A 12,624-nucleotide genomic window follows, 5' to 3' on the forward strand; every position below is an offset into this window, starting at 1 on the left:
CGCCATGCCATTCACCCTCGCCACGTGGAACATCAACTCCGTCCGCCTGCGGGAGCCGCTGGTCCTGAGGTTCCTTCAGGAAGAGGCGCCGGACGTCCTCTGCCTTCAGGAATGCAAGTCCCCCGTCGACAAGATCCCGCGCGAGGCATTTTCCGATCTCGGCTACACCCACATGATCGCCCGGGGCCAGAAGGGCTATAACGGGGTGGCGATCCTGTCGAAGATGCCGATCGAGGATGTGGGCGACAGGGATTTCGCCGCGCTCGGCCATGCCCGGCACATTGCGGGGCGGCTGGAGAACGGCGTCACGATCCACAACTTCTATGTGCCCGCCGGCGGCGACAAGCCCGATCGCGAGGTCAACGTCAAGTTCGGTCAGAAGCTCGACTATCTCACCGGGATGCGCGACTGGTTCCACGCCGAACGGCCGGAAAAGGCGGTCCTGGTGGGCGACCTGAACATCGCCCCCCGCGAGGATGACGTCTGGAACCACAAGCAGCTGCTCAGGATCGTCTCGCACACGCCCATCGAAGTGGAGCACCTGGGCCAGACGCAGGACGCGGGGAAATGGGTGGACATCACCCGCAAGGACATTCCCCAGGGCAATCTCTACTCCTGGTGGTCCTACCGGTCCCCCGACTGGGACGCCGCCGACAAGGGCCGGCGGCTGGATCACGTCTGGGCGACGCCGGATATCGCCAACGCCGGTCACTCCAGCCGGATCCTGCGCCATATCCGTGGCTATGAGCAACCGTCGGACCACGCGCCGGTCCTGGCCACGTTCGATCTCTGACGCAGCCAGCCGCGACAGATCGGGGGGCCGGCCATTCGGTCGAACAGCAGGGCCAGCGGGTCCACAAGAATGATCCGCACCGCGCCGGCAACGGACCAGCCGGGATCCAGCACCCACAGTCGCCGGGCGAGCGGCAGCACTCCGATGGCGGTCACTGCGGCGAGACCCCTCGCCCAGGCCGCGGCGATCGGAACCGCGGCCCGGTTCAGCCGGACACGCCTGCGCATGCCCCCCGTGCCACCCAGCTGCGTGTCGTGGCGGGCGGCGGAAAAAGATGCCGGTTCATGCGGGTCCGGACCACCACCAGCACGACCGGCACCAGCGCCCACCACCCCGGCCACACCCGTGACCGGACCGCGCGCATGAAGAGCGGCACGATGGTGGAGCGGGGACAGACGCTCCTCGCATGCGCGCGCCTCTCCCGCGGCGCCGCATCCAGCCCCGCGCAGCGGACCATCGCAGCCGTGACTTTCATGGCCCGCACACCCTTGGAAACCATAGACACAAGCGTCATATAGGGGTCTGTCGGACCACAGTCACCGGGAGACACGGAATGATCGAACTGGGCGGAACGCAGAGTCAGGCCCCCGCGGGCGACCTGATCAAGGACGTCACCGAAGAGAACTTCATGCAGGACGTCATCGACGCCTCGCAGGAGGTGCCGGTGATCGTCGATTTCTGGGCCACCTGGTGCGGACCGTGCAAGACGCTCGGGCCGATGCTGGAAAAGGCCGTGACCGAGGCCCGGGGGGCGGTGAAGCTCGCCAAGATCGACGTGGACCAGAACCAGCGGCTGGCGCAGGCGCTGGCCCAGCAGGGCCTGCCCCTCCAGTCGATTCCCACCGTCGTCGCCTTTGTCCAGGGCCGCCCCATCGACATGTTCCAGGGCGCGGTGCCCGCCTCGGAACTCGACGCCTTCATCAGGAAGGCGATCGAGGCCGGGGGTGGCGACACCTCGAACGGTCTGGACGATGCCGTGGCCGCGGCCGAAGAGATGCTGGAGCAGGGCGCCGCCGCCGACGCGGCCGAGACCTACGCCGCCATCCTGCAGGAGGACCCCGCCCACGCCGCCGCCTATGCGGGCCTCGTGCGCAGCAACCTCGCCCTGGGTCAGATCGACCAGGCCGAGGCCATCCTGAACGGTGCCCCGGCCGAGATCAGCACCGCGCCCGAACTCGAGGCCGCGCATGCCCAGATCGAGCTTGCCCGGCAGGCGGCCGACGCCGGTCCGGTGGCCGAACTCGAGGCCAGGGTCGAGGCCGATCCCGACGACCACGAGGCCCGTTTCGACCTCGCCCGGGCGCTGCACGCCAAGGGGGACGTCGAGGGCGCGATCGACCAGCTTCTGGACCTGTTCCGCCGCGACAGGGAGTGGAACGAGGGTGCAGCCAAGGCGCAGCTTCTCACCATTTTCGAGGCGCTCGACGCGAAGGATCCGATCGCGCTCCGGGGGCGGCGAAAACTCAGCTCGATGATATTTGCCTGACCCGGTCCGCGCGCTAGCTGAGGCGCATGATGAAGACCGTAGATCTTCCCGACGTCATTCCGGTTTTTCCCCTCAGCGGCGCCCTGCTGCTGCCCCGCGCGCGGTTGCCGCTGCATCTGTTTGAACCGCGTTACCTGGTGATGCTGGATGACATACTGAAGACGTCGGACCGGCTGATCGGGATGGTCCAGCCGGACCCCAATCCCAAGGCCGCCTCGGGCAGGGAGGGGCCGCCGCTGCATTCCATCGGCTGCGCGGGTCGCGTCACCCAGTTCTCCGAGACCGAGGACGGCCGCTACATGATCACCCTGGCCGGCATGTCCCGGTTCCGGATCCGCGAAGAGGTCGACGGCTTCACCCCGTACAGGCGCGCCGCCATGTCATGGGCCGGTTTCGACCGCGACCTGGGGCAGTCCGAAACGGATCCCGGGTTCCAGCGCGAGCCCTTTCTGAACCTCCTCGGCAGCTATTTCCGCGCCAAGTCGCTGGACACGGACTGGGACGCACTGCAGAAGGCCGATGACGAGATGCTGATCAATTCCCTGTCCATGCTGCTCTCGTTCGAGCCCGAGGAAAAGCAGGCGCTGCTCGAGGCGCCCTCGCTCACCACACGGCGCGAGACGCTGGTCACGCTGATCGAATACGCGATGCGCGGCGGGGAAGACCACGGGATGATGCAATGACGGAAGACGACACCGCCGCAGACACGCTCTTCGACCGACGCATGCTCGAGGCGCTGATCTGTCCGCTGACCCAGACCACGCTCGCCTACGATGCGGAGAGACAAGAACTGATCAGCAAGCGCGCCAACCTCGCCTTTCCGATCCGCAACGGGATTCCCATCATGCTCGAGGACGAGGCGCGCAGCCTGGACACCTGAGCACCTGGGGCATCCCTCGCGGCCCCGCGCCTTTCCGCCCGCCGCGTAGGGCCAACCGCCATCCTCGGGCTCGACCCGAGGATCTCCCCTCGCCCCGCGCCGGGGGCGGAGAGGCGCTTCAACGCATCAGCTCCGGCAGGTCGCCCGTCAGCCCCGCCGCTTCGCGCATGAACCCGCGCCGCAGCCGGGGCAGCGCGTTGATCGCGCCCATGCCGAGATCCCGGACCAGGCGGATCGCTGAGCTGTCGTTCGAAAACAGCCGGTTGGAAAAGTCCGTCGCCATGGCAAGAGCGGCGGTGTCGAACCGGCGCCACTCCTGATAGCGGCGCAGGACGGGCAACGCGCCGATGTCCTCGCCCCGGGTGCGGGCCTCTTTCAGAACCTGGGCCAGCGCGCCGATATCGCGCAGCCCGGCATTCAGCCCCTGTCCGGCGATCGGGTGCATCCCGTGCGCGGCATCGCCCACCAGTGCGAGCCGCTCGCCCACGAAACTGTTCGCGACGGTCAGGTTCAGCGGATAGGTGAACCGCCCCCCCTCGAGCCGGATGTCGCCCAGGAAATCGCCGAACCGGGGCCGCAGGACGGTCAGGTAATCCTCGTCCGGCAGCGCCTGGAAGGCCGCCGCGCGGTCCGTCGCCTCGCTCCACACGATCGAGCTTCTGTTGCCGGGCAGCGGCAGGATCGCCAGCGGGCCCGGCGGCAGGAAGAACTGGTGGGCCACGCCGTCATGCGGCCGCTCATGCGCGATGGCACAGACCAGCGCGGTCTGGCCGTAGTCCCAGCCCGTCCGCCTGATCCCGGCCCGTTCCGCGGTCCCGCTGCGCCGCCCGTCGCAGCCGATCAGCAGCCTGCCGCTCAGCGACCGGCCCGACGAAAGGTCGATGCGGACCCCGTCGGCGGCGACGGACTGCGCGACCACCGTGTCGCCGTTCAGCACCGTGATCCGCGCCTCCGCGGCCATGGCCTCGGCCAGCGCCCGGCGCAGGTAGCGATCCTCGATCATCTGGCCCATCGGGCCTTCCTCGATCTCGGCATGGTCGAAATGCATCAGGAAGGGCGAGGGCGTCTCGCCGGCCCGGCCGTCTGTCACCTTGATCTCCAGCATCGGCTGGCTGTTCTCGGCCACGCGGTCCCAGACGCCGATCCGCCGCAGCAGCCGGACCGAGGCCAGCGCCAGCGCATAGCCGCGCCCGTCGAACCCGGCATCGGACCGGACATCCGCAGGCAGCGCGTCGATCACGGTGACGCTCAGCCCCGCGCGGGCCAGCGCAAGCGCCGTCGCCGGGCCGTTGAGCCCGCCGCCGACGATCAGGATATCGCTGTCATGTGTCATGGAGCGAACTATGGCGCGCGCGGCGGGATTGTCCATGCGCCCCGCTGCCGCTACCGTCGCGCCACCAACAGGGGGGCACACGATGGACGAATGGCGGTGGATGAGCGCGGCGGAACTGGGTCGCGGGATCGGTGCGGGCGGGATCGACCCCGTCGAGCTGACCGAGGTCTTCCTCGACGCCATCGACACCCATGAACACCGCGACCGCATCTTTGCCCGCCTGACCCCGGACCGCGCCCGGGCCGAAGCCGGGGCGGCCGCGCAGCGCGCCCGGACCGGAACGCGCAAGAGCCCGCTCGACGGCGTGCCCGTGTCGTGGAAGGATCTCTTCGACACCGCCGGAACGGCGACCGAGGCGGGATCGGCCCTGCTGGAGGGGAGGATCCCGGACCGCGATGCCCGGGTCCTCGCCAGGGCCTCGGCCTTCGGGCTGGTCTGCCTGGGCAAGACCCACCTGTCGGAGTTCGCCTTCTCGGGGATCGGCATCAATCCCAAGACGGCCACCCCGCCCAACCGGCACAACCCGGCGTGGGTGCCGGGGGGATCTTCGTCCGGCGCGGCGGCCTCGGTCGCCTACGGGCTGGCGGCCGCCGGGATCGGCAGCGACACCGGCGGGTCGGTCCGCATCCCCGCGGCATGGAACGATCTCGTGGGGCTCAAGACCACCTCGGGCCGCCTGCCGCTCGACGGGGTGGTGCCCCTCTGTCCCAGCTTCGACACGGTCGGCCCGCTGTGCCGCACGGTCGAGGATGCGTCCCTGTTGCTGGCGATCATGGAAAGGGGAACACCGCCGGACCTGCGCAACGCATCGGTCGTAGGGCTGCGCTTCGGCGCCCTGCAGACCGCCGTGCTCGAGGGCATCCGCGACGAACCGCGCGAGGCCTACGAAGCCGCCATCGGCCGTCTCCGCGACGCCGGCGCCACGGTCGAGCCTTTGGAAGCGCCCGAAGCCGCCGAGGCGCTGGCCCAGTCCGGGGTCTACGCCGCCGAGGCCTATGGCATCTGGAAGGACACGATCGAGGTCACGCCGCAGAAGATGTTCGCCGAGATCCTCGGCCGCTTCCGCTCCGGCGCCCAGATGACGGCCCCCGATTTCGTCGCCTCGTGGGAGATCCTGCACCGGGCGCGGCGGTCGTGGGCGGAACGGGTCGCCGGCTTCGACGCCGTGATCGCGCCGACAGCCCCCAACCTGCCGCCAGACGCCGCCCGGATGCTTTCGGATCACGACTATTACGTGACCGAGAACCTGCTGACCCTGCGCAATACCCGGGTCGGCAATGTGCTGGGCCTGTCGTCCCTCACCCTTCCGACCGGAGCGCCCGCCTGCGGGATCATGTTCCTGGGCAGACCCATGGGCGAAGAGGCGCTTTTGCGGATCGGCGCGGCGGCGGAAAAGGCTTTGTCGTAAATGCCACATGCACCGCTTGCGGTGGCCGGTCCACTGGACGGGGCCACTACATTTGGATAGTCTCCTGGCAAACGGGGCGAAAACGATCCCGACCTAGAGGCAGTACCGATGTTCCCCGAGCGGTTTTCGAACCTTCCGGCTTACGCGTTCCCGCGCCTTCGTGCGCTGTTGGAGACGCATGCGCCGGGCGGACCGGTCGTGAACATGACGATCGGAGAGCCGAAACACCCCTTTCCGGACTGGGTGCCGCAGGTGCTCGCCGGCGCCGTCGACGGCTTTTCCAGCTATCCTGCGAACGACGGCACGCCCGAACTGCTTCAGGCCATCTCGGATTGGATCGGACGCCGCTACCGCGCAAGCGTCGGACCCGAGCGGATCATGGCCCTGAACGGATCGCGCGAGGGTCTCTACAACGCCGCGATGGCGCTTCTGCCCGAGACCAAGGCGGGAAGGAAACCGACCATCCTGATCCCGAACCCCTTCTATCAGGTCTACATGATCGGAGCGATTTCCGTCGGTTCAGAGCCTGTTTTCGTCCCCGCCACCCGCCAGAACGGCTTCCTTCCCGACTATCGGTCTCTGCCGGCCGAAACGCTCGACCGGGCGACCGCCGCCTATATCTGCTCGCCGGCCAATCCGCAGGGTGCGGTGGCCACGCGCGGCTATTGGAAGGATCTGCTGAACCTCGCGGAAAAGCACGACTTCACCATATTCAGTGACGAATGCTACTCCGAGATCTACCGCGCGGACCCGCCGGTCGGGATCCTGGAGGTGGCGGAGGAAGAGGGCGCGGATCCCGAGCGGGTCGTGATCTTCCAGTCGCTTTCGAAACGCTCGAACCTGCCCGGCCTGCGCTCGGGCTTCGTGGCAGCCGGACCGCAAGGCGCTGCAAGGCTGCGCCAGCTCCGGGCCTATTCCGGCGCGCCCCTGCCGCTGCCCCTCCAGAAGGTGGCGGAACGGGTCTGGTCGGACGAAGAGCACGTGGTCGAGAACCGCAGGCTCTATCAGGAGAAATTCGCCGAGGCCGACCGCATCTTCGACGGCGTGCCCGGCTACGAGGGACCCGAGGGCGGATTTTTCCTCTGGCTCCCGGTCGAGGACGGCGAACAGGCTGCGCTGGACCTCTGGACCGCAACCGGCATCCGGGTCCTGCCCGGAGCCTATCTCAGCCGGGAGGTCGAGGGCGAAATCCCGGGAAAACCCTATATCAGGGTCGCAATGGTGACCCCAAAAGAAGAGATGGCGCAGGCGCTGATCACCCTGCGAAACCATCTTTACGCATAAGGACGAGGCGAGATGGCATTTCAGACACGTGGCGGAGACCCCCTGTTCGACAGCGAGATGCAGGCGACCATCGAACGACGCGGCAAAGAGCTGGCCGGGCTGGTCCTGATCGTCGCCGGACTCATGGCCGTGATGCTGATCGGCTCGTACACCCCCGACGATCCGTCGTGGATGTCCGCCCATGACGCGCCGGTGCAGAACTGGCTGGGCCGGTTCGGGGCCGCCATCGCCGCGCCGCTCTACATGGTCATCGGCGCCGGAAGCTGGGGTGTCGCCATCGTCATCCTGGCCTGGGGCCTTCGTCTGACCCTGCACACCGGGACGGAGCGTGCCATCGGCCGGCTGATCTTCGCCCCGATCTGGATCGCGCTCCTGTCGGTCTATGCCTCGACCATGGTCCCCGATCAGGACTGGTCGCACCGCTTCGGAATGGGCGGGCTGTTCGGCGATACCGTTCTGGGCACGACGCTCGGCATCGCGCCGGTCGGACCGAGCTTTGCGCTCAAGATGGTCGCTCTGGTGCTCGGCCCGCCGGTGATCGCGCTGGGACTGTTCGTCACCGGCTTTTCGGCGCTCGAACTCAAGCGGATCGGCCAGTACCTCCTGGTCGGCATCATCATGATCTATGCCTTCGTCAGCCGGCTTCTGGGGCGCGGCGCGGTCGGCGCGCTGCAGACGGCGGCGCAGCTTCAGGCCCGTCACCGCGACCGGCGCGACCGCCGCCGGGCCGAGGCCGCCGAGATGCGGATGAACGCGGGCCACGATGCCTCGGCCTACCAATGGTCGGACAGCGAGGAAGAACATTGGGCCGCGCCGGAACCGACCCCGAGAGCGCCGGAGCGGGGCGGCTTCATCGGCCGCCTGCCGTCGCTGATGCGCCGGGCCGAGGCCGAACCCCTCCCCCAGCCGGAACTGGTCGAGCCGCAGCCCGTCCGGCCGGAACCCGCGGCCCCCGGCAACGACCGCATCAAGGCGCGCATCGCCGAGATCGTCCGGTCCCGCACCGGCACCGCCGAAGAGGGCGCGCCGCCCGCCCCCGCCGACAAGCCGCTGACACGCGGCCGGGGTCACGGCCCCCGTCCGCTGGTCTTCGACACGCCCGCCACGCCCGCCCGTGCCGAACCGCCGCTGACCGCGCCCGCACCGCGCCGCGCCGAAGAGCCGCCACTGACCGCGCGGCAGCCTGCGGACGAGCCACAGCCGCCCGTCGAAAGCGCGTATCCCCAGGACGAGGCGGCGATGTTCGAGGACGGACGGTTCGAAGACGATTTCGGAGACGACCATGTCGAGGACGGCGCCATGGCGCCCGAACCACAGCCGCGCCCCGCGCAGCCGATTCCGGCCGCACAGCCCCGCCAGAGCGTCGTGCAGCACGCAGCGCGCAAATCCATCGTGCCCTCCACGCGCGCCCAGCTCGAACAGCAGCCCTCTCTCCAGTTCGAGGAGAACGCGGTGGACTACGAGCTTCCGCCGCTCAGCCTGCTGTCCGACCCCAGGCATGTCGAACGCCACCACCTGAGCGACGAGGCGCTCGAGGAAAACGCGCGTATGCTGGAGAACGTGCTGGACGACTACGGCGTGAAGGGTGAAATCGTGAGCGTCCGGCCCGGTCCCGTCGTCACCATGTACGAACTGGAACCGGCGCCGGGCCTCAAGGCATCGCGCGTGATCGGTCTGGCCGACGACATCGCCCGCTCGATGTCCGCCCTCTCGGCGCGGGTCTCGACCGTGCCGGGCCGGTCGGTCATCGGGATCGAACTGCCGAACGAAAAGCGCGAGATGGTCAGCTTCCGCGAAATCCTGTCGGCCCGTGAATACGGCGACGGCAACCAGAAGCTGCCGCTCGCGCTCGGCAAGGACATCGGGGGCGACCCGATGGTCGCCAACCTCGCCAAGATGCCCCACCTGCTGATCGCCGGCACCACCGGCTCGGGCAAGTCGGTGGCGATCAACACGATGATCCTGTCGCTGCTCTACAAGCTGACGCCCGAGGATCTGCGGCTGGTGATGATCGACCCCAAGATGCTGGAACTCTCGGTCTACGACGGCATTCCACATCTGCTTTCTCCGGTCGTGACAGACCCTAAAAAGGCGGTTGTGGCCCTGAAATGGGTCGTCGGCGAGATGGAGGAGCGCTATCGCAAGATGTCCAAGATGGGCGTCCGCAACATCGACGGCTACAACAGCCGCGTCGCCGATGCGCAGAGCCGGAACGAGATGTTCTCGCGCACCGTCCAGACCGGGTTCGACGACGACACCGGCGAGCCGGTGTTCGAGACCGAGGAATTCAACCCCGAACGCATGCCCTATATCGTCGTCATCGTCGACGAGATGGCCGATCTGATGATGGTCGCCGGCAAGGAGATCGAGGCCTGCATCCAGCGCCTGGCGCAGATGGCGCGGGCGTCCGGCATTCACCTGATCATGGCCACGCAGCGCCCCTCGGTCGACGTGATCACCGGCACGATCAAGGCGAACTTCCCGACCCGCATCTCCTTTCAGGTCACGTCGAAGATCGACAGCCGCACCATCCTGGGCGAGATGGGGGCCGAACAGCTTCTGGGCATGGGCGACATGCTCTACATGGCCGGCGGTGCCAGGATCACCCGCTGCCACGGCCCCTTCGTCAGCGACGAAGAGGTCGAGGAGGTCGTCAACCACCTCAAGGCCTTCGGCCCGCCCTCCTATGTCGGCGGCGTCGTCGAGGGGCCCGACGAAGGCAAGGCCGACGACATCGACGCGGTGCTGGGTCTCAACACCGGCGGCAACACGGATGGCGAGGACGCGCTCTATGACCAGGCCGTCGCCATCGTGGCCAAGGACCGCAAATGCTCGACCTCCTACATCCAGCGCAAGCTGGGCATCGGCTACAACAAGGCCGCGCGGCTGGTCGAGCAGATGGAGGACAACGGGCTGGTGACCCCGGCGAACCACGTCGGCAAACGCGAGATCCTGGTGCCGGAACAGGGCTGAATCGGCCGGTTCAGGGTCGAAAAACGACCGGATGATCATGCAGGGCACGGGGTGGCACCCGTGCCTTTGTCCGATTTGGGGGTCCGAAGGCTTTGACCGCTTCACCCCGGCAAGCGCCCGATGACCGCCCCCTGCCCGCAGGGGTTTGTTTCAGCCCGTCCCGGAACGATGGAGGCTTTGTGAGAGTTCGTCACTGGAACGCGTGACCCGAACGGCATAGATATTCTCACATGAAAGCGCATCGCATCCTGGCCACCGCCGCCCTGACCCTGGCCCTTGCCGCCCCCGCCGCATGGGCCGAAAAACTGCCGCTGAGCACCCTCTCGGCCTATCTCAACGGTATCACCACGGCGCAGGCCAAGTTCACCCAGATCGCCGGCGACGGAACGGTCTCGACCGGCACGCTGTATCTCAAGCGGCCGGGCAAGATGCGGTTCGAATACGATCCGCCCAACAAGTCATATGTCATCGCCGATCACGGCGCGGTCGGCATCTTCGACGAGAAGGGCGACGAGACGGTCGAGCAGTATCCCCTGCGGCGCACGCCGCTGAGCATCATCCTGGACCGCCACGTCGATCTGGGCCGTGCCAACATGGTGACCGGTCACCGCGAGGACGGCCCCTCGACCATCGTGCGGGCCCAGGACCCGAAGAACCCCGAATACGGGTTCATCGAACTCGTCTTCACCGGGGACCCCGTGGAACTGCGCCAGTGGGTCGTCCACGACGATTCCGGCAGCGCGACGACCGTCATCCTCGGCGAGATGAAGACCGGCATCCAGCTCAGCCAGTCTCTGTTCAACTTCCAGGACGGGTTCCGACCCAACCGCTGATCTAGCGGTGGCGGCAGTTCGAGAGCTGCACCCGGTAGACCTGCGCCCGCGCCGCGACGCGCTGCGCCACATCGACGAGCCAGGCCTTGCTCTTCCAGGTTCCGCGGCGATAGCCGGTGTGCCCGTCGTGATAGGCGAGGTACTGGTTGTAGGTGTCGGACAGCGGAATGCCCAGCTTGTCGCGGGTCTTGGTCATGTACCAGCCCATGAAATCGGTCGCGTCGTTGAAGTCGTTGCGACGCGCGCGGCGGTTGCCGGTCTCGCGCTTGTAGTCGCCCCAGGTCCCGTCCAGAGCCTGACTGTAGCCGTAGGCCGAGCTTTGACGCCCCATGGGGATGATCCCCAGCGCGAAGCGGTGCGGCGTGCGGGCGTTGCTGTCGAATTTGCTCTCCTGATGGATCATCGCCATCATCACGTGTGTCGGCACGCCCCACCTGCGCTCGACCCGCCGGAAGGCGCGGGCATAGGGCTTGCGCTCCTGCAACAGGAGACACGCATTGTCCAGGTTTCGCGGAGAGTCCCGATATCCTCCGCAGGATGCCACGATCAAAAGGATCAAGACGGCGCTCAGCGCTCGTTTCATCTGCCACTAGCCTCGATTTGTGTCTCACGCACTTTGGCGCCAACTTAGCAAATCCGGCCCCGGGGGTGAACTCACATTTTGGCGGGGGCTAGATGAGAAGCGCCAGAAGCAACGGGATCGCGGCCACCGACAGAAGGGTCGAGACGACGACGAGCCCCGCGACCGCCTGCGAGTCCGCGCCATATTTTTCGGCAAGGAGGTAGGAGGTCACCGCCACGGGCGTGGCCACCTGAAGCACGAGCACGGCGAAGGCCGTGTCCCCCAGCGAAAACAGCCGCCCAACGCCCCAGGCAATCGCCACGCAGAGCGCCAGTTTCGCCACCGACATCACCACCGCCATGGCAAGGTTGCCGGGCGACAGGCGCGCCACGGCCACCCCCAGCGTGATCAGCATGAGCGGAATCGCCATCTGCCCGATCAGCTCGAGCGTGTTGGTCAGGAATACCGGCGTCTGCCAGTCCTGCCACAGGAAGATCCCGCCCAGCACGGTCCCCCAGACCAGCGGCTCCTTCAGGGCCTTTGTGACCGATCCACCGCCCGAGACGATCCATATCCCGTAGGTGAAGGACCAGACCGCCATGATCGCGAAGACCACGACGGCAAGGGAAAGCCCCTCGTTCCCGAAGGCGAAGAGCGCCAGCGGCAGCCCGAGGTTCCCGGTGTTCCCGAAGATCAGCGGCGCCTGGTAGGTCCGCTGGCTGAGACCCGTCACCGCCAGCACCCCCGCCACGACGAGGGTCAGCGCACCGTAGGCCACGACCGACGCAATCGAGAGGGCGGTCAGGGCCGCGGGCTCGATATCCGCGCGCATCAGCGCCACGAAGATCAGGCAGGGCACCGAGAGCGTCATGGCGAGGCGGGTGACGAACTCCACCCGGTACTCGAACCCCGCCTTGACCCAGGCAAAGCCGATGGCGGCCAGCAGGAAGACCGGAGCGACGATTTCGAGCACTGTAGAGGCGAGGTTCACAGAGTGTTTCCCTGATTTCTGGTTACATTATTGGACATTTGGCAGAAGTTGGGGGTAGGTGTGGCGCAAGGGGGCCGCAAG

Annotated in this window: 12 protein-coding genes; 8 read left to right on the forward strand and 4 right to left on the reverse strand. The window is 67.5% G+C overall.

The features are described 5' to 3' along the window. The first annotated feature begins 4 nt into the window (after nucleotides 1-4). Nucleotides 5-793 (forward strand): exodeoxyribonuclease III, encoded by a 789-nt coding sequence (locus OB2597_RS15850; RefSeq protein ID WP_009806614.1) that lies wholly within the window; start codon nucleotides 5-7, stop codon nucleotides 791-793. Nucleotides 794-998: 205 nt separating this feature from the next. On the opposite strand, the gene OB2597_RS21945 is transcribed toward OB2597_RS15850, so the two are convergent. Further along, nucleotides 999-1,268: a DUF6653 family protein gene (locus tag OB2597_RS21945; RefSeq protein WP_148234747.1), complete on the reverse strand. Its 270-nt coding sequence runs from the start codon at nucleotides 1,266-1,268 to the stop codon at nucleotides 999-1,001. Between the two features lie 78 nt (nucleotides 1,269-1,346). On the opposite strand from OB2597_RS21945, the gene OB2597_RS15860 reads away from it, so the two are divergent. From OB2597_RS15860 to OB2597_RS15870, 3 genes are read left to right on the forward strand one after another with little or no spacing between them, the layout of a single operon-like run. Further along, on the forward strand, nucleotides 1,347-2,279 hold the full coding sequence (locus OB2597_RS15860; protein WP_009806618.1) for a thioredoxin family protein: 933 nt from the start codon (nucleotides 1,347-1,349) through the stop codon (nucleotides 2,277-2,279). Nucleotides 2,280-2,305: 26 nt separating this feature from the next. Continuing rightward, on the forward strand, nucleotides 2,306-2,962 hold the full coding sequence (locus OB2597_RS15865; protein WP_009806619.1) for an LON peptidase substrate-binding domain-containing protein: 657 nt from the start codon (nucleotides 2,306-2,308) through the stop codon (nucleotides 2,960-2,962). Next, entirely contained in the window at nucleotides 2,959-3,159 is a 201-nt protein-coding gene (locus OB2597_RS15870; RefSeq protein ID WP_009806620.1) for a Trm112 family protein, read from the forward strand. Before OB2597_RS15865 ends, OB2597_RS15870 begins: the two co-directional genes overlap by 4 nt. 118 nt (nucleotides 3,160-3,277) lie before the next feature. Here OB2597_RS15870 and OB2597_RS15875 read toward each other — a convergent pair whose 3' ends face one another. Beyond that, entirely contained in the window at nucleotides 3,278-4,492 is a 1,215-nt protein-coding gene (locus OB2597_RS15875) for a UbiH/UbiF/VisC/COQ6 family ubiquinone biosynthesis hydroxylase (RefSeq protein ID WP_009806621.1), read from the reverse strand. An 82-nt stretch (nucleotides 4,493-4,574) separates the two neighbouring features. On the opposite strand from OB2597_RS15875, the gene OB2597_RS15880 reads away from it, so the two are divergent. The 4 genes from OB2597_RS15880 to OB2597_RS15895 all read left to right on the forward strand — a co-directional run bounded on the left by OB2597_RS15880 (nucleotide 4,575) and on the right by OB2597_RS15895 (nucleotide 10,990). After that, on the forward strand, nucleotides 4,575-5,900 hold the full coding sequence (locus OB2597_RS15880; protein WP_009806622.1) for an amidase: 1,326 nt from the start codon (nucleotides 4,575-4,577) through the stop codon (nucleotides 5,898-5,900). Nucleotides 5,901-6,008: 108 nt separating this feature from the next. Next, complete coding sequence (locus OB2597_RS15885) at nucleotides 6,009-7,184, forward strand: aminotransferase class I/II-fold pyridoxal phosphate-dependent enzyme (RefSeq protein WP_009806623.1); 1,176 nt, start codon at nucleotides 6,009-6,011, stop codon at nucleotides 7,182-7,184. 12 nt (nucleotides 7,185-7,196) lie between these two features. After that, nucleotides 7,197-10,157 (forward strand): DNA translocase FtsK, encoded by a 2,961-nt coding sequence (locus OB2597_RS15890; RefSeq protein WP_009806624.1) that lies wholly within the window; start codon nucleotides 7,197-7,199, stop codon nucleotides 10,155-10,157. A gap of 230 nt (nucleotides 10,158-10,387) precedes the next feature. Next, nucleotides 10,388-10,990: a LolA family protein gene (locus tag OB2597_RS15895; RefSeq protein WP_009806625.1), complete on the forward strand. Its 603-nt coding sequence runs from the start codon at nucleotides 10,388-10,390 to the stop codon at nucleotides 10,988-10,990. Between the two features lies 1 nt (nucleotide 10,991). On the opposite strand, the gene OB2597_RS15900 is transcribed toward OB2597_RS15895, so the two are convergent. Both OB2597_RS15900 and OB2597_RS15905 read right to left on the reverse strand, forming a co-directional pair. Beyond that, complete coding sequence (locus OB2597_RS15900; RefSeq protein ID WP_040609401.1) at nucleotides 10,992-11,573, reverse strand: transglycosylase SLT domain-containing protein; 582 nt, start codon at nucleotides 11,571-11,573, stop codon at nucleotides 10,992-10,994. Between the two features lie 88 nt (nucleotides 11,574-11,661). Beyond that, nucleotides 11,662-12,543 carry an AEC family transporter gene (locus OB2597_RS15905; RefSeq protein ID WP_040609402.1) on the reverse strand — a complete coding sequence of 294 codons (882 nt, stop codon included), beginning with the start codon at nucleotides 12,541-12,543 and terminating at the stop codon, nucleotides 11,662-11,664. Between the last annotated feature and the right edge of the window lie 81 nt (nucleotides 12,544-12,624).

The organism is Pseudooceanicola batsensis HTCC2597 (assembly GCF_000152725.1).
GTDB lineage: Bacteria > Pseudomonadota > Alphaproteobacteria > Rhodobacterales > Rhodobacteraceae > Pseudooceanicola > Pseudooceanicola batsensis.